A 26165-nucleotide genomic window follows, 5' to 3' on the forward strand; every position below is an offset into this window, starting at 1 on the left:
TCCGATTTTTCTAAATATTTTTTCAAAAAAGACTGGGACCTCACGAAAAAATGGTCCCAGCTCAGTGATTATTTTAGAATTTTCATTGCGCGAAGTAGGTATTCCGGTCCATAAATCGGTACTTCGATTCCTTGAATTGTATCAGAAACATATAATTTCTCTGTCGTCTGATACAAAGGAACGATGACGGCATCTTGATTGATTAACTGCCTTTCAGCCTGATGATACAATGCCTGTTTTTTCTTCATATCTCGTACCTGCCGTGCTTTTTCGATCAGTTGATCGTACGTGTCTGAGTGATAGTTTACGGAATTCAACGGATTATCTGAAACGAACTGGTTTAAATATGCAAGTGGACCTGGATAATCCGGCATCCATCCTGTTAATGTCATCGCATACTGCGCCGACTGTTCTTTATCGATCTTCTCTTCAATCGCAACGGGTTTAAGAACGATATCAATATCAGGCAACTGTCTCTCAAGATACGTCTCGAGTTGTTTCCCAATCCGCTTCGCCTGTGGGTCCTCGAAGTTAAGCATCTCGACTCGTTGTTTCTTCTGTTGTTTAACTTGTTCTTTTTTTACTTGTATCGGTTCTGTCATCAATACGTTCGTATCTGTGACGACGAATCGATTCGTCGGAATGCCTGCATATCCTAAAGGAAGTTGAACGGACTCTTTTTCCATCAAAGCGTAAGCAATCCGTTTTCTGAGGGTCTTTTCGCGGAAGGCTTCATTTTTTTGATTGAATGCGATATAAAAGATACCGCTTCGCTTTTTTTGATAGGTTGGTCGAGAGACTTGATCTTCTTGTGTCTCAACACTCTCTTGTAACGGAAGAATCGCTGCTTTACTGTTCTCATACGTACTCCATTGCGTCTGATGATCAGAGATGATGCGGCTTTTAACTTCCTCGACCGTGACAACATTTTGTTGATGATACTGGTTGTTTTTCTTAAGCGTATATCCGTTTTTCGACATCTGTTCTAGTGTAAACGCACCATTCCCGGTGAGGTCTTGCCATTTTTTAGATGCCGGTTGCGGATAAAAAACGGACATTGCGAGTAATTCTTTTAGATTCGAAACCGGCTGATTCAGCGTGATGATCAGTTGGTCACGTCCTTTGGCCTTTACACCTAGACGTTCTGGCTTCATTTTTCCGTCATTGACGGCACGTCCATTTTCAAACACTTCAAATAAGAAACCATAGGGAGAATTTGTTTTATTGGCTGCGACACGTCGGAAACTATCGACAAAGTCTTGCGCTGTAATCGGCTGACCCTTCGCATTTTTTGTTTGTTTGAGTTGAATCGTATACGTCAGACGATCCTTTGAGACTGACATATCCTGTGCTAATCCTCTACGGACGGATGTCCCAGAAGTAAAAACATATAATCCTTCATACAGTTGTGCTAACAGTGTCTGAGAACGGCTATCTGTCGCTAACGCAATATCGGATGTCTTCGGGAGTGATGATTCAATTAATTCAACCTTCACTGCTTGGGTTTCCTGATCTGTTTTCGTCTTTTGAGATGATGATAGACGATATATGAGCGTACCACTGAGACCAATCAATATAAATAGGATCAGTATCAGGATTGATGTTTTTCTTGTGATATTAGTCATAAACGACTCCTTTCTGCGTCAAACACGCATTTCTCTATTGAATCAGAAAAGCAGCAAAAAAGCGACCCCCTCGTTTTTCTAAGGGAATCGCTTAAGCTTAGGCTTCGTAACGTTTGAAGACGAGTGATGCGTTGTGTCCACCGAACCCGAGCGAGTTGCTCAGGGCGTAATTCAATTCAACGCTCCGTGCACCTTCCGTCACGTAATCAAGATCACAACCTTCACTCGGCTGTTTGAGATGAATCGTCGGGTGAACGGTTTGTTCTTGTAACGATTTGATTGTTGCAATCGCCTCGACGCCACCAGCGCCACCAAGCAAGTGACCAATCATCGATTTCGTCGAGTTGACGACGAGTTGTTTTGCCTGTTCACCGAAGACACTATGGATTGCTTTTGTTTCAAGAATGTCGTTCATCGGTGTGCTCGTTCCGTGTGCATTGATGTATCCGACTGCTTCTGGTGCGATACCTGCATCTTGGATTGCCATTGCCATCGCACGTGCTCCACCGTCTCCATCTGGATCTGGAGCTGTGATGTGGTAGGCGTCAGCTGTTAATCCATATCCACTGACTTCGGCATAGATTTTTGCACCACGCGCTACCGCATGCTCGTACTCTTCAAGAATCAAGATGCCTGCCCCTTCTCCCATGACGAATCCATCACGTCCTTCGTCAAACGGACGGCTTGCTGTCTCAGGATCGTGATTCGTTGACATCGCTTTGTTGGCACAAAAACCAGCAAACGCTAAGTTCGTGATTGGCGCTTCCGCTCCACCAGCGATCATGACATCTGCATCGCCCCGTTCGATGACACGAAGGGCTTCCCCGATGGCATTCGTTCCTGAAGCACATGCTGTGACAGAACAGTTATTCGGTCCCTTGGCTCCGGTATAGATCGATACCTGACCGCTTGCCATGTTCGGAATCATCATCGGAATGAAGAACGGGCTGACACGACGGTGTCCGCGCTCGAAGTAAATTTTTGCTTGTTTCTCGATTGTCTCCACGCCACCGATTCCTGATCCAATCCAGACACCTGCACGTTCAGCAATCGACTTGATATCAATTCCAGCATCTTTTACAGCTTCCATGCTTGCGACAAGTGAGTAATGAACGAAGCGGTCCATCTTGCGTGCTTCTTTCGCCTCGATGAATTCTGTCACGTCGAAGTTCTGCAATTCGCCAGTGACCTTCGTTGGATACTCATCGATATCAAGACGTTCCATCGGTCGAATCCCGTTCGTTCCTTCTTTTAATGCTTCCCAGAATGTATTGGCATCGTTCCCGATTGGTGTCAGTGCTCCGATTCCTGTGACTACAACGCGTTTTCTCATCATCTTATGTGTTCTCTCCTTTAGTCCAAGTAATGTATGCTGCTCCCCAAGTCAATCCGGCACCAAATCCAGCAAGTACAAGTTTCGTACCTGGTGTCAGGCGTCCTTGTTGACGTGCTTCTTCGAGTGCGAGTGGGATCGAAGCAGCCGATGTATTCGCATGCTCATCGATGGTGACGATGACTTTCTCTTGCGGTATATGCAGTCGTTCGCACGCTGCATCAATGATGCGTAGGTTTGCTTGGTGCGGGATCAAGATATCGATGTCTTCGAGCGTACTATCCGCTTTTTGAATGACTTTTTCAACGATTTCCGGTAATTTGCGAACAGCGAACTTAAAGACTTCACGACCATTCATCTCGATTGGTCCATCGATGTCCTTAAACAACAGATGAGCGCCACGTCCGTCTGTTCCGAGTTCAAAAGCATTAAGACCCGCTTGCTCAGTTTGTCCGATGACGACTGCCCCTGCACCGTCTCCAAATAAGATGGCAGTTGACCGGTCTGACCAGTCGACGATGCTCGACATTTTTTCAGCGCCGATGACGAGCGCATGTTTTCCTTCAACTGTCGTCAACATGCTAGCAGCTGTTTGTAATGCAAAGATGAAACCACTACATGCCGCACTAATATCGAATGCAGTCGCTCCGCGTGCTCCAAGACGCTCTTGGACGATACAGGCTGTAGATGGAAACGCGCGTCCCGTTGCCGTTCCGACGACGATCAACCCGATGTCCTCTACTGTCAATCCAGCATCATCAAGCGCTTTCTGAGCAGCTTCTGTCGCTAAGTCAGTGACATCCACATCATCGGCTGCAATCCGTCGTGCTCCGATTCCTGTCCGTGTCCGAATCCATTCATCGCTCGTATCGAGCGTCGTTGCTAATTCATCATTCGTCACGCGCCGTGACGGCAAAGACGTTCCTAATCCTACAATCCCGATCTTCATAAGGCATCCCCTTTTGTTATTAGTATCTGGTACTAATATAAAGCGTTAATTTGCTTTTGTCAAAGAAAAAAGGAAGAGCATGGTCTCCCGTGCCCTTCCTCATACCTCATTCTGCTAACGTCCGTACGACTTCCATGACCATTTTAGCGGAATTGATTGACGCAATCTCGAGGAATTCATCAAACGAGAGTGACGCTTCTTCATTGGCGCTATCTGAAATCGACCGCGTTACGACGAACGGGACACCGAACTGATGACAGACTTGTGCGATTGGTGCTGCTTCCATTTCGACGGCTGCGACTTCTGGGAAGTGCGCCTTGATTTGAGCAGAGCGCTCTGAATCGTGGATGAACGAATCGCCTGTCGCAATCAATCCATGAACGACGCGAATCGCATCCATCCGCTCGATGACGGCTTCTGCTGTTGCAACAAGCTTCGGATCTGCTTGATAGGCAGCTGGCATTCCAGGTACCTGTCCATATTCGTATCCAAATGCCGTCACATCGACGTCGTGGTGACGTACTTCTGTTGAGACGACGACATCCCCGACCGTTAAGCCTTCCTTGAATCCACCTGCTGAGCCCGTATTGATGACAGCACTTGGTTTGTAATGATCCAGCAATAATGTCGTTCCGATCGCAGCGTTCACTTTCCCGATTCCTGACTTCAAGATGACGACAGGAACGCTATTTAAAAGCCCTTCATAAAAATGATAGTTTGCGATGACTGTATCTTTACGTTCTGATAACTCATTACGCAATAAGTTGACTTCCTCTTCCATTGCGCCGATGATTGCGATTGGCATAATTCATTCCTCCATCAAACAGAAAGCCGGATTGCTCCGGCTCCTGTGTTCTTTATTTGATCGATGTAATTTTTACTGCGTATTCGCCGCCTGGTGCTGGTACAGAGACTTGATCTCCGACTTGGTGCCCCATTAAACTTTTCGCGATTGGTGATTCGTTCGAGATTTTACCTGTGAACGGATCTGCTTCGGCACTACCAACAATTGTGTACGTATCTTCTTCGTTATCTTCGACACTCAAGAAAGTGACTGTCGTTCCGATACCGACGACCGAGATATCCTTCTCTTCTTCCGAGATGATCGCAACATTACGAAGCATCTCTTCAAGTTGAGCAATCCGGCCTTCGACCATCGCTTGTTCTTCTTTTGCTGAATCGTATTCTGCGTTCTCTGAAAGGTCACCGAACGAACGGGCGATCTTGATGTTCTCGACGACTTCTTTCCGGCGGACTGACTTCAATTCATTCAATTCATTTTCAATGTTCGCTTTACCTTCAAGCGTCATGTAGTATTGCTTTTCTGCCATTTTTGTCACGCTCCTTTTTATTCCACTAGTATAGTATATTCACATCTTTTTTGGAATCAATATCCTCTTTGATCGAGTGCTGAACGATAATCAAGAATCGCTCGAATCTTCGTCACGAGTAAATCGATCGCGACATGATTCTCGCCGCCTTCCGGTACGATGATGTCCGCATATCGTTTTGTTGGTTCACAGAACTGCAGATGCATCGGACGAACGACGTTCGTATACTGCTCAACGACTGAGTCGATCGAGCGTCCACGTTCGTTGATATCACGTTGCATCCGACGAAGAATGCGAACGTCAGCATCCGTATCGACGAACACCTTGATATCCATTAGTTCCCGTAACCGTTCGTCTTCAAGCGCTAAAATTCCTTCTACGATGATGACATCGCGTGGTTCGAGACGAATCGTTTCTTGTGCCCGCGTGTGGGCGACATAGTCATATACCGGTTTTTCAACGGCAATGTTTTCACGGAGCGACTGAATGTGCTCAATCAATAGACCATTATCAAAAGCAAACGGGTGATCATAGTTTGTCTGATACCGCTCCTCCATTGATAAATCACTTTGATCTTTATAATACGCGTCCTGCTCAATCATGACGATTGATTCACTTGGGAACGCATCGACGAGTGAACGTGCCACCGTCGTCTTCCCTGAACCCGTTCCGCCCGCTACGCCAATTACTACCGGTTTTTGCATGTCATTCGTTCCTCCATCATTTCGACTTTTTCCGACTGACGGATACACCGTCACCGAGCGGAAAAATCGTCGTATCGTATTGTTCTTGTTCCATCATCCAGACCGTGAATTCCTTGACGAGACGCACGAGTCGACGTCTTCTTCGATCGAATGTCTTCGGATCGGACTCGAGGACATCTCCGTGTAAGAAGAGATTATCCGTATAGAGCACGCCGCCCTCAGGAATGAGTCGCCCATATCCTGCAAAGAATTTTTTATACTGTCCTTTAGCTGCATCAATGAAGACCGCATCGAACTGGTCTTCAAGCGTTTCGGCTAATTCTACTGCATCACCAAAAATGATGTCAATCCGGTCCGCCACATCTGACCGGGCGATGAAGGTTTTTGCTTCTTCATACCGCTTCGCATTTCGTTCAATCGTCGTAATGCGCGCATCCGGTAGCGCACGGGCCATCCGAATCGCACTATATCCGATTGCAGTTCCGACTTCTAGAATGCGCTTCGGTTGTTGTAATCGCAGGAGCGATAACAAGACCTCGGAACCTGTCAGTTCGATGATTGGTATATGATTTTCTTCCGCATAACGCTCCATTTCTTCTAACAGAGCATCTCGAGGATGAATCATTGATTCGACATAGGTCGTGAAATCATTCACGCCATTCACTCCCTCTTCCGCATAAACAGGTTGACTTGAAGCGAACTTCCCGCTTCAACCCAACCCGTTGCTCATTGCTCTTTACTCGCTTCGTATTCCACCCATTCCGGCTTATACTTAACGACGTTTCGTTGATGTTCTTCATATGTCTCTTCGTATAGAATCTGTCCGCGTGGATGTTTATCACTTGGTGGACGAGCGAAGAAATAGACATATTTTGTTTTATTCGGATTTAACACGGCAAGTACCGAATCTTTACTGACCGTCGAAATCGGACCAATCGGAATTCCTTCGTACTTATACGTATTGTACTTCGAATTATTCTCGAGATCCTTCAGTGTCGTTAAAGCCGTATTTTCACCTGTGCCATACCAAACCGTTGGATCCGACTGTAACTTCATGCCGTCATCCAATCGATTTTTGAAGACACCAGCGATTTCACGACGATCATCTGCTGTCGCCGCTTCACGCTCGACCATGGAACCGAGACTGAGTACTTCATGGAAGGTCATGCCTGATTTTTGAATGGCATCCGCATTCTCATCGTAGACTTTTTCTGTTTCATCGAGCATCGTCTCGACGATTTGATCAATGCTTTTTCCTTTATCAAACTCATACGTTGCTGGGAAGAGATATCCTTCAAGTGCATACAAGACACCATTCTTCTTCACTTCATCCGTCAGCATCGGATATTTTTCAATCATGCTGTCGATGAATGTCGCATCCGTCAATTCTTTACGGACCGTCTCTTCCTTGAAGTTCGTTGCTTTCGCGATCAAAGCGATTTGACGATCCATCGTGATGCCTTCAGGTAACGTGATTTTCACATCCGCTGCCTTCATGACCGTTCCCGTCTTTAATTCATTAATGATTTCATCCGGGGACATGGCTTGTGACAGTGTATACGTACCCGCTTGGAATGACGATTCATTCTTGTAACGGACGTAGTAACGGAAAATCGTCTCGTTTGCAATCAAGTCTTTTTCCTTTAGTAAAGAAGCAATCGAACTCGTTCCTGCTCCTAAAGGAATTTCGACTTTTACGGATTTCGTCGCTGTTTCATCGACTGGTTCAAGCGCATTTTTCAAAAAGACATAGATGACCGCACTGGTAACTAGAAAAATCGTCAACAATACAGAAAGGATGATTAGCGTAATCCGGCGTGATGTCCGGCGTCGCCTTTTTTCGATTTCAGCATTTTGCTTCCATTCGTTCTCCATCGGTTCCTCCTTCTTCTCTTAAAACAAGGTGACATCGTAAGAGAAAGTCTCTTACGACGTCACCTGTCATGAGTCGGGTTAGTCTAACTGGTCTTCGAGCGTGTTAAAGACTTCTTCGATTTCATCCCAAGTCGCTGTATCGTCTTCATCGATTGGTACGAGGTTGAAGTCGTTGTCTCCATCACCGTATTCGTCGAGTTCGTAAACGAAGATGTCGACTTCTTCTGCTTCGTCATAGTCTGCTCCGATTGGCTCGAGGAAGATGTATGTCTTGCTCGAACGTGGGCTTTCATAACGCAGACGTTCTACGAATTCGAAATCATTTCCTTCACCGTCCGGAATTACGTAACGTGTTGGTTCATTCTGTTGCATCAGTGATCCGCTCCTTTAACGCAAGCTCGAGTTCATCCCAAGTTTGCTCATCATTTTCATCGATCAGGCTCAATTCGAAATCATCTTCGCCTTCTCCATATTCATCGATCTCACAGATGATCAGATCATCTGCTCCTTCGTCAGGGTTACCGATCATTTCAAGAAACAGATAGGTTTTTCCTGTACGTTCACTCGAGTAACGGTACCATTCTTCGAAAAGATGTTCGCCGCCCTCTTCATCTGGAAAGAGATACTGACGTTTTTCTTCAGCCATCGGTTTCTCCCCCTTCATCGGTTCGTCCGATCCAAGTACGATTGCAGGATCATGACGGCAGCCATCTTATCGATGACTTGTTTACGCTTTTTACGGCTGACATCGGCATCGATCAGCATCCGTTCTGCTTGCATCGTCGTCAACCGTTCATCCATGAAGACGACTTCAAGCCCGGTATGCTGTTCGATTTCCTTCGCAAAAGCTTCACTTGCTTCTGCGCGGGGACCGATGGAACCGTTCATGTTTTTCGGAAGACCAATGACTAGGATTTCGACATTGTATGTCTTCATGATGACATCGAGCCGTTTGAAGGCTTCTGGGTAATCCGGTTCCGTCCACTTGACCGTCTCGACGCCTTGCGCCGTCCAGCCCATCAAGTCACTGACCGCTACCCCGATCGTCTTCGAACCGACATCTAGTCCCATTGCACGTTTCATTTTGAATTTCCACTCTCCGCCAAATAAGATTTCACGAGTTCTTCGAGCAATTCGTCGCGTTCAATCTTACGAATTAAGTTACGTGCGTCATTATGACGAGGAATGTAAGCAGGATCTCCCGAAAGGAGATAGCCGACGATTTGGTTGATCGGATGATATCCTTTTTCTTCTAAAGCATGATAGACCGTCAACAACACATCACGTGTCGCTGCTTTGTTATCGTCTTCCGGAAAGTTGAATTTCATCGTTTGATCCATCTGACTCACGTTCATCACCTCTTTCATATACACTACGTTTCTATTATGCCAGTGATTGCACGTATTGTGAAGCGTACGCGAGTGCTTCTTCTAATTTCGACGCATCTTTTCCACCAGCTTGAGCCATGTCAGGGCGACCGCCACCGCCACCACCGCAGCGTGTTGCGACTTCCTTGATCAATTTACCAGCATGATAGCCTTGGTCGATTAAATCTTTTGAGACGCTTGCGACGAGATTGACTTTCTCACCTTGCGCACTTCCGAGAACGATGATTGCTGATCCGAGTGAGCTCTTCAACTCGTCCATCATGCCGCGAAGAGCATCCATATCTGAGACGTCGACGCGTTTCGCAAGCACACGCACACCGTTGATTTCCTCAACATCGTCCTTCAATGAAGCAGCTTCGATGTTCGCAAGTTTTGCTTGCAACGATTCGTTTGCTCGTTCCGTCTCACGAAGCTGTTGTTGCAGTGCTTCGATGCGGACAGGAACTTCTGTCGTCTTCGTCTTCAGAACAGCCGCTGCTTGTTCGAGTGTCTCTAAGTGTTGGTTCATGACACGATACGCACCTGCACCCGTTACCGCTTCGATTCGGCGTGTACCTGCACCGATACCAGACTCCGAAACAATCTTGAACAAGCCGATTTCAGCTGTGTTCCCGACGTGGATTCCGCCACACAACTCGATCGAGTATGTGCCTGCTGAAACGACACGGACCGTTTCACCGTACTTCTCACCGAACAATGCCATCGCGCCTTTTGCTTTTGCATCAGCGATGTTCATCTCTTCGATATCGACCGGTAGCGATGCCCAGATTGCTTGGTTGACGTCTTGTTCAATCTTCGTCAACTCTTCTTGTGTCACTGCACCGAAGTGTGAGAAGTCGAAACGAAGACGTTCTGGAGAAACGAGTGATCCCGCTTGGTTAACGTGTGTTCCGAGCGTATCTTTCAATGCTTTATGAAGCAAGTGTGTTGCCGTATGGTTTTTCGTGACGGCTTTACGTTCTGCTGCTTCGACCGTTGCAACGACATCTGCCGCTTCCGTTGCGATCCCTGTACGAACGATGACCGTATGCAAGTTTTGACCGTTTGGTGCTTTTTGAACATCTTTAACATCAAGAACGAAGTCTTTGCCTTCGATTGTTCCTGTATCTGCGACTTCACCACCGCTTTCAGCGTAGAACGGCGTGATGTCGAGAATGACTTGTGCTTCTTCACCAGCAGCGACTTCTGTGACTCGTTCTCCATCATGCACTAATGCGATGATTTTTGCATCCGCCTTAAGGTCGGTATAGCCGACGAACGTACTTTTATCTTTTAGCGTCGAGAGGACTTCCGATTGCTGTTGCATCGAACCACTCTCTTCACGCGCTGCACGTGCACGCTGACGTTGTGCATCCATCGCTAGTTTGAAGCCTTCTTCATCAACAGACATCTGATGATCTTCCGCATACTCGACTGTCAATTCGAGTGGGAAACCATACGTGTCATACAGACGGAACGCATCTTCGCCGCTGATGACATGCTCACCGTTCGCCTTAGACGTCTGAGCGACTGTGTTCAAGATTGCAAGACCGTCATGAAGTGTCTCGTGGAAACGTTCTTCTTCGTTTTTGATGACACGTTTGATGAAGTCCGCTTTTTCCGGAACTTGTGGGTAGAAGTCGACCATGACGTTCCCGACCGTATCGACGAGTTCATACATGAACGGACGCTCGATTCCAAGCATCTTCGCATAACGCACCGCACGGCGTAGTAAACGGCGAAGGACATATCCACGTCCTTCATTCGAAGGAAGCGCACCATCACCGATCGCGAATGATACGGTACGGATGTGGTCTGCGATGACTTTGAATGCTACATCAAGTTTCGAATCATCACGGTAGATTTTACCGCTGATTTCTTCTGTCTTATGAATGATCGGCATGAACAGATCCGTATCGAAGTTCGTCGGCACGTCCTGCATGACACACGCCATCCGTTCAAGTCCCATCCCTGTATCGATGTTTTTACGCGGAAGTTCCGTATAGTTGCCGTGTCCATCGTGGTTGTATTGACTGAAGACGATATTCCAGATCTCGAGATAGCGTTCGTTTTCGCCACCTGGGTAGAGTTCTGAATCGTTCGGATCGTCTCCGAAAGCTGGACCACGATCGAAGAAGATTTCCGTGTTCGGACCAGATGGACCTTCACCGATTTCCCAGAAGTTATCTTCAAGTGGAATGATCCGCTCAGCCGGTACGCCGAGTTCAAGCCAGATTTGACGCGCTGCGTCATCTTCCGGGTGAATCGTGACCGAAAGACGTTCCGGATCAAGACCGTACCAGTCATCACTCGTCAAGAGCTCCCAGCCCCATTTGATTGCATCTTCACGGAAGTAATCACCGACGGAGAAGTTTCCAAGCATCTCGAAGAATGTATGGTGACGCGCTGTTTTCCCGACGTTTTCGATATCGTTCGTCCGGATTGATTTTTGTGCGTTGACGATCCGTGGATTATCAGGAATAACACGACCATCGAAATATTTCTTGAGTGTTGCAACACCCGAGTTGATCCACAAGAGCGATGGATCTTCGACCGGTACGAGTGAAGCACTCGGTTCGATCGCATGTCCTTTGCTTTGGAAGAAATCAAGATACATCTGACGGATTTGTGCACCCGTTAATGGTTTTAGAGCTTTCATGAACAGTTACCCCCATTGGTTTTATTTGGACGCAAAAAAGCGATGTCTTCATCCCTGAAAAGGGACGAAAGCATCGCTTCCGTGGTACCACCCTCGTTCGTAAGCAATCCATTGCCTACCTCGAACATCTGATAACGGGGATGACCCGCAGGTGTTTACACCCGACTCCGGAAGGAGCTTCAAAGGGACTCGAGAAAGTGATTGCAGCAGACTCACTTCTCTCTGGACTCGAGTTTTCCTTTTACTTATCTTCCATCAACGTGTTACGTCCATTCATCTATCGTGATTATTACCTATCGCACAGCATCCGTCAAGTCTTTGTCACCCCACCGAGTCGTTCAATCAATCGTGTCCGGCGCCGGGGTTCCTCTTCTTGCGACGCTTTATGAAACGCTCGTGGGTCGCCGAACAATAATAAACTCGACTTCGCACGGGTGACCGCTGTATAAATCAAGTTTCGAGAATGTTTGAATGCCCCCGTGAAATAGACCGGCATCAAGACAATCGGAAACTCGGACCCTTGTGCCTTGTGGATCGTGATCGCATAGGCATGCGTGAATTGATCCCAGTCACTTCGGTTATACTCGACTTCCGTCTGGTCAAAGCGGGCGATGATCTTATCAACCTTGTCGACATTCTCTTTAGCGAAGAAGATGTTGACGATTTCTCCGATATCTCCGTTATAAACGTTTTCTTCTGCATTGTTGACGAGCTGGAGAATCTTATCTCCGGTCCGGTAAATCCGCGTGCCTTGTTTAACTTCCCGTTTCTTTGGTTCTTCCGGGTTGTAGACGCGTTGCAAGGCGACATTTAATTCGTCGATTCCGACTTGACCACGGTAAGTCGGTGCAAGAATCTGAACATCGAATTTCGAATAGCCTTTCGCAAGTGCTTTTTCTGCGAAAGCTGAAATACCGCGTAACGTCTCTTGCGGAGACGCGGTATAGAAGCGACGATCCGCAAGTGGTGCCAACAAATCAGCAGACGTCGTCCGGTTCTTCAAATCGTGGGCAAGCCGTAAAATCGAAGAATCTTCCGCTTGGCGATGGACGACGTTCAGACGAACGACAGGAATCCCTTCCGTGTCCATCAAGTCTGCCAGTACCTGCCCAGGACCTACGGATGGCAACTGATCGCGGTCACCGACGAACAAAATTTTCATACCGTTCGGAACAGCACGGAGCAGACTCGATAACAAGTAGATATCAATCATTGATGACTCATCGATGATCAGTACTTTTCCCGTGATCGGCTGATCTTCATTCAGTTGGAAGTTCGTTCCGTCATACTTCAACAGACGATGAATCGTCATCGCTGGAACGTCCGTTGCTTCCGACAAACGTTTAGCGGCGCGTCCGGTCGGTGCAACAAGAACATACGGATAGACATCTCCCGTCTTGACGCGACTTTTCTCAAGTGGCCAATCATGAATTTCTTGCAAGGCATGTAAAATTCCCTTGATGACGGTCGTCTTACCGGTCCCTGGTCCACCGGTCAGAACCATCAACGGTGCTTTGACCGCTAACTCGATCGCTTCCCGCTGCTGTGCGGCATATTCCATGCCAAACTGTTCTTCGAGGTGCCCAATCGCTTCAAGGATTGTCGCGACATCGACTTCCTGTTCGGCACCGTTCGCCATGACGCGAGCCAGTTCTTTCGCCGCTCGGACTTCCGCATAAAAGATCGTCGGTAAATACAAACAACCTTCTTCAAGCTTGACCTTATCTTCAGCGAGCAACAGTTCAATCGCTTGTTCCAGCCGTTCTCCTGGGTCTTCACCAAGCAACCGGGGTGCCCGTTGTAATAGTGAGTCGACCGTCGCAAAGGCATGTCCCTCTCCTGCTTCTTGTTCTAATATATGCATGATTGAAGCAGCGACACGTTCCGGATGTAATCCGACAAGTCCGAGATGTGACGCGATATGATCGGCTGTTTTAAAACCAATCCCGTTCACTTCATACATCAAGGAATACGGATTCTCTCGAATTCGCGCCATGGCGTCCCCTTCGTAAGCAGCATAAATCTTTGCCGCTAGCTTCGGCGTGACATCAAACGGCGCTAAGAATAGCATCAACTGATCGACACCGTATAACGTAGCGAGTCGACTCAATATGATATCGGCTTGTTTTTGTTTTAACCCAGGCACCTGATTCAGTACTCGCTCATCCTTCAAAATGAGGTCCACTGCCTCTTCTCCGAGAGCATCGACGATATTTTTCGCTGTCTTCGGACCAATGCCGGTGAACGAACCATTCGTCAAGAAGCGGATCGTTGCCTGTTTTGTCATCGGAACCGATCGACGAATCAGCTCCGCCTTCAGTTGTTTTCCGAAGCGGGGATGATCAACGAGACGACCGAATGCTTGATACGTTCCTCCGAGTTCGATTCCGACCCCTGTACCCGTGATAACGAGCTCGGTTTCTTTCAGTTCAAAGTTCTTTTCTTTGACAGCGACCAATACAATGGAGTGTGCTTCTTCTTCAGAAGAAAAGAGCACACGTTTGACGCGCCCGACGACTTGATGGGGGTGCTCCATCACTCCACCTTCTTTCTCTCTTTTTCATTCGCTGCTTTCATCATAGCATTCGTTTACCGGATTTTAAATCAGGGAAAGATACCGTGAAACATTTCGTTAAGAGGAGGAGTTCAAGGATGGCACGTTTACCGATTGCAGGATTGTGTGAATTAGTACTGGAAGTCGAGGATATGGACCGTGCGGTCGGCTTTTGGAATGGGACACTTGGTATTCCAATCGTCGAGCAATGGGCACCTGAGGATGCAGAACCGAGCAAGGAACAATCTAAACAGGATGGAGTCTGGGCAACGTGGCTCTACATTGGCGGTAACACCCGACTCGGTCTATGGCTGAAGCGAGACTTCACGATGGAAGAACGAACGGTCAAACACTTACCAGTGTCCGAATGGGACACGTTGTACGATGAAGGTGGTGTCCATGTCCACTGTGCTTTCTACGTTGAGAAGGAAGAGTTCCAACAAGCCTTGAATCAACTGCGCGAAGCTTCGATCACCGTGAAGCTCAGAGAGTGGGATGAACAGGAGACTTCGAATCAAAAAGAGCATTCGGCTTATTTCAAGGATACGGAAAATAACGTCATCGAACTGTACACGAAAAACATGGATGAAGCCTATGAAGACTTTTCCGGTCCACCACTTCGTGTCATCCGTGAAGTCGGGAATTAAATAGCATAAAAAAGACGACTCCAGATGGAATCGTCTTTTTTGGATCAGTCTGCTTGTTTTAATAACGCATCCATCTTCGCTTTTGCATCTCGCGCAAGGGCGTGTTCCGGCTGGTAGGCAAGAACGGCTTCAAGTTCTGCATAACACGCTTCCTGTTGACCGAGGAAAGCAAGCGCGATTGCATAGTTGTACCGTGCATCCGTATGCGTTTCGTCAAGCATCAAGACGTGCTCGAACATCTCGACCGCTTCTTCCAACTTCTCGTTTTGCGCTAAGGCAAGCCCGTATTGGAACGCGATCTCGATATCGACACCGTTCAATTCTGACGCACGTTGTAGACGAGGTAAGCCACGTACAGGATCACCAAGTTTTTGATACGTCATCCCAAGCATAAAATGGAGATCCGCGTCGTCAAGTCCATATAATAACGCTGCCCGCAATGATTCCTCTGCTTCGACGAGTTGATCGGCAGCAAAGAACAGCGCCCCTTTTGCATAATAGGCACTTGCGAACGTATTATCGATCATCAGCGCCCGGTCATAAAAACGAAGGGCACGATCAGCGTCGTTCATCGATTGGAGTAATGTTCCGAGATTGACGTACGCCGTCGGATCTTTTGGATTTTCTTCGATTGCGTCGTTGAACGCTTGCGCTGCTAATTCATAATTTCCAGCTTCTAGATGCCGGAATCCTACTTCATTATAGTTCATCTTCTTTTGCTCCTTACGCGAGATAAGCGAGGCGTTCGCCTGCTTTATAGGCTGCATCGATCGTCGCACCACCGAGGCAGATGTCTCCATCATAGAACACGACCGCTTGTCCTGGTGTGATTGCCCGTTGACGCTCGTCAAACGAGACATCGAGTCCATCTTCGAGGACACGAACCGTGACGGCTGTGTCTTGTTGACGGTAACGGAATTTCGCTGTACAACGGAATGTCTCACCGACCGGACGCTCAGACGTCCAACTGACATCTGAAGCAAGCAATCCTTCCGAATACAACAATTCGTTATGGAATCCTTGATCGACATAGAGAATGTTCTCTTTTAGGTTTTTCCCAACGACGAACCAAGGTTCTCCGTCGCCACCGATACCAAGTCCATGACGTTGTCCCATCGTATAGTACATCAATCCATCGTGACGTCCCATGACGTTCCCATCAAGCGTCCGCATTTCACCGGGTTGCGCCGGCAGATATTGACCGAGGAACTGTTTGAAGTTCCGCTCGCCGATGAAGCAAATGCCTGTCGAGTCTTTTTTCTTCGCTGTCGCGAGGTTCGCTTCTTCTGCGATCCGGCGTACTTCTGATTTTTCCATGTGTCCGATCGGGAACATCGCCTTCGCGATCTGCTCTTGCGACAATTGATTCAAGAAATACGTTTGATCCTTGTTTGCATCCACGCCTCGAAGCAATTTATGTTCTCCGTCTTCATAGACAGCACGCGCATAGTGTCCTGTCGCGACGAAATCGGCACCAAGACGCATCGCGTGATCGAGGAAGGCCTTGAACTTGATTTCCTTGTTACACATGACGTCCGGATTCGGTGTCCGACCGAGTTTATATTCATCGAGGAAGTACGTGAAGACCTTATCCCAGTACTCTTTCTCGAAATTGACCGCATAATACGGAATGCCGATTTGGTTGGCTACGGCGATGACGTCTTCATAATCTTCCGTCGCCGTACAAAAGCCGTTTTCATCCGTGTCATCCCAGTTTTTCATGAAGATTCCGATGACGTTATAACCTTGCTCTTTTAATAAATGAGCCGTCACAGAAGAATCGACACCGCCCGACATCCCAACGACGACTGTCGTTTCACTCGGGGCTTTCGCTCGTGTATTCATTTACTTCACCTCTTAGTTAATTCTGAAACGATTTTACGACATCTTGCAAGGCTTGTGCGAGTAGTTCGACTTGCGCGACCTCATTTCCGTGACCAAAACTGATCCGGACCGATGCCCGTGTTCGTTCCTCTTCGCCATACATCGCCGATAAGACATGCGAAGGTTCGACGGATCCTGCCGTGCATGCACTCCCGCTCGATACGGCCATCTGGCGCATATCGAGCATGATCAAGAACGGTTCGATCTCAATCTGCGGGAAGTAAAGATTGAGGACATTCGGTAATCCTTCCACACCATTGACTTCGTAAGTGACGCCACTTTCATCCAAACGCGTTAGCAAAATGCTACGCAGTTGTTTGATGTGGTCCTGTTGTTGATCGCGCTCTGCTACCATCAGTTCGAGCGCCTTCGCTAAACCGACGATTCCCGGTACGTTCTCCGTTCCTGCGCGACGCTTGCGTTCCTGTTCTCCACCAAACGTTTGAGGAGCTAACTTCACACCAGTCCGTACATACAATAGCCCGATTCCTTTTGGACCATTGATTTTATGAGCAGACGCGGATAAGAGATCGACCTGTAACGCTTCGACATCGATTGCTTGTTTTCCGAACACTTGCACCGCGTCCGTATGGAACAAAATACCGCGTTCCCGTAAAAATTGACCAAATGCCGCAATCGGCTGAATCGTTCCGACTTCATTGTTGCCGAACATGATCGAGACGAGAGTCGTATCTTCCCGTACCGCTTCTTGCAAGGCAGCCAATGAGACGACGCCAGACGACGGTACATCGAGATACGTGACGTCATAGCCTTGTTTTTCGAGCTCTTCGAACGCATGCAATACAGCATGGTGCTCAAACCGTGTCGTAATGAGATGACGCCCTTTTTCACGCGCCGCCTCAGCTGCACCAAAGATCGCATAATTATCCGATTCCGTGCCACCACTCGTAAAAATCAGTTCAGTTGGTTTCGAATTCAATTCTTGTGCGATCTGTCGACGTGCTTTGTCAATTGCTGCCCGAGCAGACCGACCAGCCGCGTGGACACTCGATGGATTGCCATACTGTTCGAGCAAATAAGGCGTCATCGCCTCAAGGACTTCCGGACGCATCGGCGTCGTCGCCGAATGGTCAAAGTAATTCATTCGTTTTCACCTCTCAAATATAGAACATGTATCCTGTATCTTCTTCTTCCGCTAAGTCTTGTAGCGTCGTTGAATCGAGTACTTGATCGACCGCTTGCTGGATTTTATCCCAAAGCTTGCGTTTCGTGACCTCGTCACACGCATCACCTTCGACGACGACGAGTGGTCCTTCAAGCAGGCGGATGATTTCACCCGCTGTGATGTTTTGCGCTTCACGACCGAGCTTATACCCGCCGTAAGCACCACGGACACTTTTGACGAGCCCTCCATTACGAAGGGGTGCAATCAACTGTTCGAGATAATGCTCAGATAGGTCATACATCTGCGCGATTTTTTTTAGAGACAGTGGTTTAGATTCAGCTTCTTTCGCGAGTGCGATCATGATCGTCAGACCATATCGCCCTTTCGTCGAGATTTTCATCATGCGAAGGATCATCCTTTCTAGTATAGTAGTAGCTAAAAGTGGAAGGAGCGTATGTGTATGGCACATTTATTTGAATCCCAGTCACCTGCCGGACCGCTCGCGAATCGAATGCGTCCGCAGAATCTGGATGAAATCGTCGGACAACGCCATCTGATTGGAGAAACGACGCTCCTACGGCGTGCCATCTTAGCCGATCGTCTCGGAACCGTCATTTTTTACGGTCCACCGGGTACCGGTAAGACAACGCTCGCGCGCGTTATCTCTAGTTATACGAAATCAGCATTCGAGCAATTGAATGCGGTCACGGCGAAACTGGAACAATTACGGGAAATTCTAAAAGCAGCCGAAGCCCGTCTTCAGTTCGAGGATCAAAAAACGATTCTCTTTCTCGATGAGATCCATCGATTCAATAAGATGCAACAAGACGCCTTACTGCCGGCGCTTGAAGCGGGTACAATCACGTTAATCGGCGCGACGACGGAAAATCCGAGTTTTGAGGTCAATGCCGCTCTCTTATCGCGGGCAACGGTCTTTCGTTTTGAACCACCGACGGCAGACGATTTACGAATCGTCCTCGACCGGACCTTAAAGGACGAAGAGCGTGGTCTTGGCAAATATCCGATTACGATCACAGATGATGCAATCGATCATTACGTCAAGTTGTCAGATGGCGATTACCGAGCATTATTGAATGCACTTGAACTCGCCGTCTTAACAACACCGGAAATCGATGGTCAGATCACGATCGACCTCGCTGTCGCCGAGGAATCGATTCAGCAAAAAGCATTGAAGTACGATAAGGACGGCGATCGGCATTACGATGTCATCTCTGCCTTCATCAAATCGATTCGGGGTTCCGATCCTGACGCCGCGCTTTACTGGCTTGCCGTCATGATTGAAGCGGGCGAAAGTCCACGTTTCATCGTTCGTCGTCTCTATGTCCATGCGGCAGAAGACATCGGTCTGTCTGATCCGCAAGCTTTACTGATGGTCGATGCGTGTGCCCGTGCTTGTGAATACGTCGGTTTCCCGGAAGCACGAATTCCGCTCGCTGAAACGGTCTTATATCTCGCGACAGCACCGAAGTCGAATGCTGTCATCTCAGCGATTGATCAAGCATTGACACTCGTTCGTCGTTCGGACGGTGGACCGGTTCCGCCGCACTTGCGCGATGCTCATCATCCGGGGGCAGCGGCACTTGGGAATGGCGTCACCTATCAATATCCGCACGACTTCGAACATGCCTATGTGCCACAAAATTACTGGCCTGAGAATCTTGCCCGGACAAAACCGGTCTTTTATCGTCCTAGCCCACGCGGTTTTGAGAAACAACTGCAAGCTCGACTTGATTTTTGGAACAAACAAACAGCCACACATCAGAAAAAGCGACCATAAGGTCGCTTTTTTTAACGAACGCGTTCGATCGTCACGCCGGCTTCACGGACGATCTCGTTGATGACGTAGCTCGCTGCGATCAATCCACCAACTGATGGAACGAACGCATTTGAACTTGGCGGCATCTTTGCCTTACGAATTGCAGCCGCATCATTTCCGACGACTTGACGGACTTCTTCGATGATCTTAACAGGCGGTTCATCGGAGAAGACGACAGGAACACCCTTATGAATACCGGCTTTCCGGAGTTTCGTCCGAATGACCTTCGCCAATGGATCATAACTTGTATCTTTGATGTCAACGATCTTGATGCGTGTCGGATCCATCTTGTTCGCCATCCCCATGCTTGAGATGATCGGAATGTTGCGTTTCTTACATTCCTGAATCAAGTGAATTTTGAACGAGACCGTATCCGATGCATCGATGACATAATCCGGTTGCTGTTCGAAGAACGACTCGAATGTCTCTTCGTTGTAGAACATCTTCAAACGAACGATTTCAAGATCCGGATTGATTAACGCAAGACGCTCTGCCATCGCATCGACCTTCGGTTGACCAACCGTCGGAAGCAAAGCATGGATTTGTCGGTTGACGTTTGTGATGTCGATATCATCCTTATCGACGAGAATCAAACGACCTACGCCACTGCGGGCAAGTGCTTCTGCTGAGAACGATCCAACACCACCGATTCCCAGAATAGCGACAGACTTGGATGCCAATGCGTCAAGTCCAGTTTTACCGATTGCTAGTTCATTACGCGAAAATTGATGTAACATCTCATAACCTCACAATACTCATACTGTTTTACTCGGAATTATATCATAAAAAAAAACGTCATGCGACGTGTCAAACAATAAAATAATAAGACGATGGGACCCGAAGTGCCGTGTCGATACCTTATTTTTGAACCTGCTGTGCAGGTGGGTGTCTTATCCGATTCCTATTCGTACGTCCTCCTGCTGTGTTACGAGGCATGTACTACTAGTTGGAACGTCAAACTCCCTATCAAAAAAGAGTGGCTCAAAGATAAAAGGCGGCTCTCGTACAATTCAGGAACCCCATCTGATGCATTTAATATAGCATCCTCCCTTCTGAAATGCAACTACTTCCCACTCCAGAAAAAGATGCTTTTTTCAGGTCCAGCGTTTCGTGAAGTGTTGATTCGGATCATATCTTTGTTGTTGGAATGCGGGATCGAATCGTGGTGTGCGTGTCGCATTCCCGACACCCGCGATGAACGCCCAGTTTCCATAGTTCGAAGCGACATCATAGTCGACCAACTGCTGTTCGAAATACCGCGCTCCGATACGCCAGTCCTGCTTTAATTCATGAATCAGATAACTGGCAACGATTTGCCTGCCGCGATTCGACATCCACCCCGTCTCGCGAATCTCGTTCATGAAGGCATCGACGAATGGCACACCGGTTTTTCCTTCTATCCAGCTTTTGACCGCTGCTTGGTCCGTCTTCCATGTGTATTGACCTTCTTGTAATCCACTCGACCGGAACAGACGGCTTCCCGTCTCACGCATCGTCAAATGGAAGAAGTCACGCCATAACAGTTCGAAATACAACCAGTACGTCGATTCATTCGCTCCCTTTTTTCGCTCGGCTTCTTGTAATTCAGCCATGACGCGGCGCGGTGAGAGTGAACCGTTCGCTAGCCAGGCAGACAGCTTCGAAGAATCATTTCGTAAGAACCCATTCCGTGTTTCTTTATAGGTGAATACAGGCTCAGCAAGGTATTCCTGAAGGCGCGCTCTCCCTGCTGACTCTCCACCACGGAACGGGAACGCGATTTCGGGATTCGCTTCGACCGATTCTTCTTTTACTAACTGAATACCGTTTGGTGGATCGAGTGGATCATAGAAGGTCCCTTTCGCCTCGACCCGTTTTCGAAATGCCGTAAAGACGCGCTTTAATTCATCACTTCCGATATCTTCCCGACGATGTAACGTCTGTGTTTCAAAAGAGCGGACGGTATATCTGTCTTCGATATACTGCTCACTTGTCGCTTCTTCTGTTCCGGTCATCTTATGGAAATAGACGGTATCATCCGCTTGCAGATAAGAATCGAGTACCTCACTTGTCTCCCCTTCTACTATATCTAGCGTAATCCCGATTTGAGACAGGTGACCCGCTAAGTTCTCAAGTGTCTCTTGTTCGAACCGTTCTTGATGTGTACCTCTTTTAAAATCGCGTTTCTTTTGATCTTTGACGTATACGGCACGAATGACGCCCTGTTCTTCACATGCACTCCGAAGTGCCTCATGATCATCAACACGTAAATCATGACGATACCAAACAACTGCTCCCATATTGATCGTCTCCCCTCTCTTTATACTATGACCCGACTATAGTATTTGGAAAACCACTTAATGTGCCGATGAGGTTTTAAGACGTTGTTTTCGTGGAATATGATTAGTACAACAAACCAGAGGAGTGAATGAATCAATGGCAGCAAAACGCGGTAAACTCAGAACTTTAATGACGCTTGTAACGACGGTTGGACCAATCGTCTATAAATTCTATAAAAAACAGCAGTCTAAAAAATCAATTAACAATCCTAAATAAAAAATGGACGTCTCCTTACCGGAGCGTCCATTTTTTTAACGTTTACTGACACCCTCACTCGCCTCTACATAGAACCGCCATGGATAGGCTGTCGCTTCTCCTGCATTCGGGATACCGATGCGAGTCGTCTGGACGATTGCATCGACCGGGTCAGCAACGAGTCGAAAACGGGCTTGATAAAGATCTTGACCTGAATCAGCTGTCGTTAGACCGAACCCTTGGCACAGTTTCGCTGGTCCATTGACGAGATTGCGTTGTTGCACCGCTGTCAACTCTGCGTAGGAACAACCAAAACGACGTTCAGCGACCCGATCATGACCCCTGATGATTTCGGCACCTCGTAACAACAGTCCGTATCCTTCCCCTTCGTGACCACAAACGATGTTCATGCAATGATGCATACCATATGTGAAATAAACATAGAGATGTCCCGGTGGACCGAACATTGGTGCCGTCCGTTTCGTAGGTTTCCCGGAAAACGAATGAGCGGCTTGATCGTGAGGACCAAGATAGGCTTCGACTTCGACGATCCGCATCGTCACCTCATCGATGGTGATCTGTGTTCCTAAGAAATCTGGACCGACTTCAACCGGTGAGCGCTCAAAAAACTGTCGTTCCATCCGTTCGTCCTCCTTCATGAAACAAGCGAACCTCCCTCTACCGGAAGATTCGCTTGTCGTGTCTTAAGATTGTTTGACTGCTGTTCGAATCGAGAGATCATTTAATTGCGCATCCGAGACTGGGCTTGGTGCTGCCGTCAACAGATCACTTGCTGATGCTGTTTTCGGGAAGGCAATCGTATCACGCAAGTTCGAACGTCCTGCAAGTAACATGACGAGACGGTCTAGACCGAGTGCGATACCCGCATGTGGTGGTGTTCCGTATTCGAATGCTTCCATCAAGAAGCCGAATTGCTCGTTTGCTTCTTCTTCTGTGAAGCCAAGCAATTTGAACATCCGCTCTTGGATATCCCGTTCATAGATCCGTTGTGATCCACCGCCGAGCTCGTATCCGTTCAAGACGAGGTCATACGCGACTGCGAGGACTTTTCCAGGATCCGTCTCGAGCAATTCGAGATCTTCACGACGTGGCATCGTGAACGGGTGGTGGTTCGCGTAGAAACGACCATCTTCTTCTTCGTACGTGACGAGTGGGAAGTCTGTCACCCAAAGGAAATTGAAGACTGACTCATCGATCAAGTCGAGTTCCTTCGCTAACTTCTGACGGAGCGCACCTAAGCTGTCTGCTACGATCGATGCTTTTGCTGCGACGAACAATAACAAGTCGCCTGCTTCTGCATCTGTCGCCGCTGTCAAGCGAGCGGTTGCTTCTTCGTCGAAGAACTTCGCAATCGGACCGTTCAATCCTTCCGCTGTCACTTTGACCCAAGCGAGACCTTTTGCACCGTAGATCGCCGTGAATTCTTGTAACTTATCGATGTCTTTACGCGAGAAGCGCTCAGCTGCACCTTTGACGTTCAAGGCTTTGACTTCGCCACCTGCTTCTAATGCCATATCGAATACTTTGAATCCTGCCCCTTTGACGGCTTCTGCGACATCAATCAATTCGAGACCGAAGCGCGTATCCGGTTTATCCGAGCCATACCGGCTCATCGCTTCTGCATACGGCATCCGTGGGAATGGTGTCACGATATCTTTGCCAAGCGTTTCTTTCATGACACGCGTCATCATTGACTCCATCATCGCATACAAGTCTTCGATGTCCATGAAGCTCGTCTCGATGTCGACTTGCGTGAATTCAGGTTGACGGTCTGCCCGTAAGTCTTCGTCACGGAAACAACGCGCAATTTGGAAGTACCGCTCAAAACCAGAGACCATCAGCAATTGTTTGAACAATTGTGGCGATTGTGGCAAGGCGTAGAACTCACCTGGGTGAACACGACTTGGTACGAGATAGTCACGTGCGCCTTCTGGTGTTGATTTCGTTAGGATTGGTGTCTCGACTTCTAGGAAGTCTTGCTCATCAAGGAAGTTCCGCATGATGTTCGATGCTTTCGAACGGAGACGGAATGTCTCTTGGAGCGACGGACGACGCAAGTCAAGATAACGATATTTGAGACGTAAATCTTCTGACGTCTGTTCTGCTTCTTCACTGATCGGGAATGGTGTCATCTTCGCTGCATTCAAGATGACGACTTCATCCGCGACGACCTCGACTTGCCCAGTCGGGATGTTCGGGTTCGGATTCTCACGGGCGATGACGTGTCCTTTGATGTCGAGGACATACTCTGAACGAATCGATTCCGCAAGGCGGTGTGCCTGCTCGTTTTCCGGTTGGAAGACGATTTGGACGATGCCGCTACGGTCGCGGAGATCAAGGAAGATCAATCCTCCTAAGTCACGTCGTTTTTGAACCCATCCTTTAAGTTGAACGTGTTGTCCGATGACTTCTTCCGTCACCTGACCATTCATATGCGTGCGTCCGATCATTGTGCTTCCTCCTTTAATTTCGCGACGATCGTATCAGCGACTGCTGATAACGGAACGTCCGTCTGTTCCCCTGTAGCCATATTCTTCAGCGCCGCTGCGCCACGCTCGACTTCTTCATCTCCGAGGATGACCGTGTAGCGTGCTTTCAAGCGATCGGCCGCTTTAAATTGTCCTTTGAACTTCCGACCGAGATAATCGCGATCCGCGACAAGTCCTTCAAGACGCATCAATTGTAAGAGACGCGTTGCTGTCTTTTCGACTTCGTCACTGCCTTGCGCGACGATGAAGACGTCGATTTGATCGTCGACTGCCGGTAAGACGTTCTCATTCTCAAGCGCCATCAATAAACGCTCGATGCCGATTCCGAATCCGATTCCCGGTGTTGCCGGTCCACCGATTTGTTCAACGAGACCGTTGTATCGCCCACCGCCACATAATGTCGTGATCGCTCCGAAGCCTTCTGCTTCTGACATGATCTCGAACGCCGTGTGATTGTAATAATCGATTCCGCGGACAAGCGTTGGATCAACGACGTACTCGATGCCAAGTGCATCTAAGTGAAGCAATACTTCGTCGAAGTAGGCTTTTGATGCCGGGTTCAAGTAATCGAGAATCGATGGTGCCGTTGCCATGCTCGGGTGATCACGATCGACCTTACAGTCGAGGACACGAAGTGGATTCGTTTCGAGACGATTCTGACAGTCCTGACATAACTCGTGAACGACTGGTTTGAAGTGAGCGACGAGTGCTGCCCGGTGTGCGGCGCGGCTCTCGTTATCCCCGAGTGTGTTGATGACGAGCTTGAGGTGCTTCAAGCCGAATGACCGGTAGATGCTCATTGCGAGACTGATGACTTCTGCATCGATCGCCGGTTGTTCGCTACCGAGTGCTTCGACTCCGTATTGGTGGAGTTGACGGAAACGACCTGCTTGCGGACGTTCATAACGGAACATCGGTCCAATGTAGAACAATTTCGTCGGTTGGTTCGGTGAACCAAACAGTTTGTTCGTCACGAATGAACGAACGACAGCAGCCGTTCCTTCTGGGCGTAACGTCAACTGGTCTTTTCCGCGTTTCTCAAGCATGAACATTTCTTTTTGAACGATATCCGTCGTCTCACCGACGCCACGTTTGAAGAGTTCTGTCTCCTCAAAAATCGGCGTCCGGATTTCCTTATAGTTGTAACGCTTACTGATGTCACGTAATTGTTGTTCGATGTACTGCCAACGTTCGACTGTTCCTGGAAGGACATCAAACGTACCGCGTGGTAATTTCATCTCAAATTCCTC

The 26165-nt window shown here is 48.1% G+C and carries 25 protein-coding genes, 1 other RNA gene and 1 other annotated feature; of the genes, 2 read left to right on the forward strand and 24 right to left on the reverse strand.

The genetic code is table 11. The features are described 5' to 3' along the window. Positions 1-68 precede the first annotated feature (68 nt). From ACZGCQ_RS08030 to recD2, 14 genes are all read right to left on the reverse strand, one after another. On the reverse strand, positions 69-1496 hold the full coding sequence (locus tag ACZGCQ_RS08030; protein ID WP_481265985.1) for a peptide ABC transporter substrate-binding protein: 1428 nt from the start codon (positions 1494-1496) through the stop codon (positions 69-71). A gap of 226 nt (positions 1497-1722) precedes the next feature. Continuing rightward, a complete protein-coding gene (gene fabF / locus ACZGCQ_RS08035) occupies positions 1723-2961 on the reverse strand; it encodes a beta-ketoacyl-ACP synthase II (RefSeq protein WP_481265986.1) in 1239 nt (412 codons plus the stop codon). Position 2962: 1 nt separating this feature from the next. Then, complete coding sequence (locus tag ACZGCQ_RS08040; protein ID WP_058703818.1) at positions 2963-3907, reverse strand: beta-ketoacyl-ACP synthase III; 945 nt, start codon at positions 3905-3907, stop codon at positions 2963-2965. Positions 3908-4013: 106 nt separating this feature from the next. Then, entirely contained in the window at positions 4014-4712 is a 699-nt protein-coding gene (mtnN, locus tag ACZGCQ_RS08045) for a 5'-methylthioadenosine/S-adenosylhomocysteine nucleosidase (RefSeq protein WP_023468903.1), read from the reverse strand. Positions 4713-4764: 52 nt separating this feature from the next. Beyond that, positions 4765-5238 (reverse strand): transcription elongation factor GreA, encoded by a 474-nt coding sequence (gene greA / locus ACZGCQ_RS08050; protein ID WP_029342224.1) that lies wholly within the window; start codon positions 5236-5238, stop codon positions 4765-4767. 56 nt (positions 5239-5294) lie between these two features. Next, positions 5295-5942 (reverse strand): uridine kinase, encoded by a 648-nt coding sequence (gene udk / locus ACZGCQ_RS08055; RefSeq protein ID WP_023468905.1) that lies wholly within the window; start codon positions 5940-5942, stop codon positions 5295-5297. Between the two features lie 16 nt (positions 5943-5958). Further along, entirely contained in the window at positions 5959-6597 is a 639-nt protein-coding gene (locus ACZGCQ_RS08060) for an O-methyltransferase (protein WP_081834729.1), read from the reverse strand. 71 nt (positions 6598-6668) lie between these two features. Next, the gene (mltG, locus tag ACZGCQ_RS08065) at positions 6669-7817 is read right to left on the reverse strand and encodes an endolytic transglycosylase MltG (RefSeq protein ID WP_029342227.1); all 1149 of its coding nucleotides are present in this window, start codon (positions 7815-7817) and stop codon (positions 6669-6671) included. A gap of 78 nt (positions 7818-7895) precedes the next feature. After that, a complete protein-coding gene (locus ACZGCQ_RS08070; protein WP_023468908.1) occupies positions 7896-8189 on the reverse strand; it encodes a DUF1292 domain-containing protein in 294 nt (97 codons plus the stop codon). Beyond that, positions 8176-8463 (reverse strand): DUF1292 domain-containing protein, encoded by a 288-nt coding sequence (locus tag ACZGCQ_RS08075; protein ID WP_023468909.1) that lies wholly within the window; start codon positions 8461-8463, stop codon positions 8176-8178. Before ACZGCQ_RS08075 ends, ACZGCQ_RS08070 begins: the two co-directional genes overlap by 14 nt. Before the next feature lie 14 nt (positions 8464-8477). Then, the gene (gene ruvX, locus ACZGCQ_RS08080; protein ID WP_023468910.1) at positions 8478-8900 is read right to left on the reverse strand and encodes a Holliday junction resolvase RuvX; all 423 of its coding nucleotides are present in this window, start codon (positions 8898-8900) and stop codon (positions 8478-8480) included. After that, positions 8897-9166, reverse strand: coding sequence for an IreB family regulatory phosphoprotein (locus ACZGCQ_RS08085; RefSeq protein ID WP_029342229.1), 270 nt, complete (start codon positions 9164-9166; stop codon positions 8897-8899). The genes ruvX and ACZGCQ_RS08085 overlap by 4 nt, the downstream gene beginning before the upstream one ends. A 34-nt stretch (positions 9167-9200) precedes the next feature. After that, positions 9201-11843 (reverse strand): alanine--tRNA ligase, encoded by a 2643-nt coding sequence (gene alaS / locus ACZGCQ_RS08090; protein ID WP_029342230.1) that lies wholly within the window; start codon positions 11841-11843, stop codon positions 9201-9203. Positions 11844-11900: 57 nt separating this feature from the next. Further along, positions 11901-12111: a binding site (T-box leader), on the reverse strand. Positions 12112-12153: 42 nt separating this feature from the next. Further along, a complete protein-coding gene (gene recD2, locus ACZGCQ_RS08095; RefSeq protein ID WP_047393660.1) occupies positions 12154-14379 on the reverse strand; it encodes an SF1B family DNA helicase RecD2 in 2226 nt (741 codons plus the stop codon). A 116-nt stretch (positions 14380-14495) separates the two neighbouring features. Here recD2 and ACZGCQ_RS08100 point away from each other — a divergent pair, with 116 nt between their 5' ends. Then, positions 14496-15044, forward strand: coding sequence for a VOC family protein (locus tag ACZGCQ_RS08100; protein ID WP_029342232.1), 549 nt, complete (start codon positions 14496-14498; stop codon positions 15042-15044). Positions 15045-15088: 44 nt separating this feature from the next. Here ACZGCQ_RS08100 and ACZGCQ_RS08105 read toward each other — a convergent pair whose 3' ends face one another. Genes ACZGCQ_RS08105 through cymR form a run of 4 tightly spaced genes read right to left on the reverse strand, consistent with a single transcriptional unit; the run spans position 15089 to position 18454 of the window. Next, the gene (locus tag ACZGCQ_RS08105) at positions 15089-15754 is read right to left on the reverse strand and encodes a tetratricopeptide repeat protein (protein WP_023468915.1); all 666 of its coding nucleotides are present in this window, start codon (positions 15752-15754) and stop codon (positions 15089-15091) included. 13 nt (positions 15755-15767) lie between these two features. Next, entirely contained in the window at positions 15768-16889 is a 1122-nt protein-coding gene (mnmA, locus tag ACZGCQ_RS08110) for a tRNA 2-thiouridine(34) synthase MnmA (protein ID WP_029342234.1), read from the reverse strand. Between the two features lie 16 nt (positions 16890-16905). Beyond that, positions 16906-18033, reverse strand: coding sequence for a cysteine desulfurase family protein (locus tag ACZGCQ_RS08115; RefSeq protein WP_481265987.1), 1128 nt, complete (start codon positions 18031-18033; stop codon positions 16906-16908). 13 nt (positions 18034-18046) lie between these two features. Next, on the reverse strand, positions 18047-18454 hold the full coding sequence (cymR, locus tag ACZGCQ_RS08120; RefSeq protein WP_029342236.1) for a cysteine metabolism transcriptional regulator CymR: 408 nt from the start codon (positions 18452-18454) through the stop codon (positions 18047-18049). A 60-nt stretch (positions 18455-18514) separates the two neighbouring features. Between cymR and ACZGCQ_RS08125 the strand changes: the two genes are divergently transcribed. Next, positions 18515-19852 (forward strand): replication-associated recombination protein A, encoded by a 1338-nt coding sequence (locus tag ACZGCQ_RS08125; protein ID WP_047393656.1) that lies wholly within the window; start codon positions 18515-18517, stop codon positions 19850-19852. Positions 19853-19863: 11 nt separating this feature from the next. On the opposite strand, the gene ACZGCQ_RS08130 is transcribed toward ACZGCQ_RS08125, so the two are convergent. The 6 genes from ACZGCQ_RS08130 to hisS all read right to left on the reverse strand — a co-directional run bounded on the left by ACZGCQ_RS08130 (position 19864) and on the right by hisS (position 26153). Continuing rightward, entirely contained in the window at positions 19864-20628 is a 765-nt protein-coding gene (locus tag ACZGCQ_RS08130) for a tRNA threonylcarbamoyladenosine dehydratase (RefSeq protein WP_023468920.1), read from the reverse strand. Positions 20629-20721: 93 nt separating this feature from the next. Further along, positions 20722-20911: non-coding RNA, 6S RNA (gene ssrS, locus ACZGCQ_RS08135), on the reverse strand. A gap of 74 nt (positions 20912-20985) precedes the next feature. Then, a complete protein-coding gene (locus ACZGCQ_RS08140; RefSeq protein ID WP_481265988.1) occupies positions 20986-22170 on the reverse strand; it encodes a DASH family cryptochrome in 1185 nt (394 codons plus the stop codon). 291 nt (positions 22171-22461) lie between these two features. After that, positions 22462-23046 (reverse strand): DNA-3-methyladenine glycosylase, encoded by a 585-nt coding sequence (locus tag ACZGCQ_RS08145; protein WP_481265989.1) that lies wholly within the window; start codon positions 23044-23046, stop codon positions 22462-22464. Positions 23047-23109: 63 nt separating this feature from the next. After that, positions 23110-24876: an aspartate--tRNA ligase gene (gene aspS, locus ACZGCQ_RS08150; RefSeq protein ID WP_029342239.1), complete on the reverse strand. Its 1767-nt coding sequence runs from the start codon at positions 24874-24876 to the stop codon at positions 23110-23112. Further along, the gene (hisS, locus tag ACZGCQ_RS08155) at positions 24873-26153 is read right to left on the reverse strand and encodes a histidine--tRNA ligase (RefSeq protein ID WP_214727419.1); all 1281 of its coding nucleotides are present in this window, start codon (positions 26151-26153) and stop codon (positions 24873-24875) included. The genes aspS and hisS overlap by 4 nt, the downstream gene beginning before the upstream one ends. Between the last annotated feature and the right edge of the window lie 12 nt (positions 26154-26165).

It is taken from the genome of Exiguobacterium sp. HSB13, from assembly GCF_056764755.1.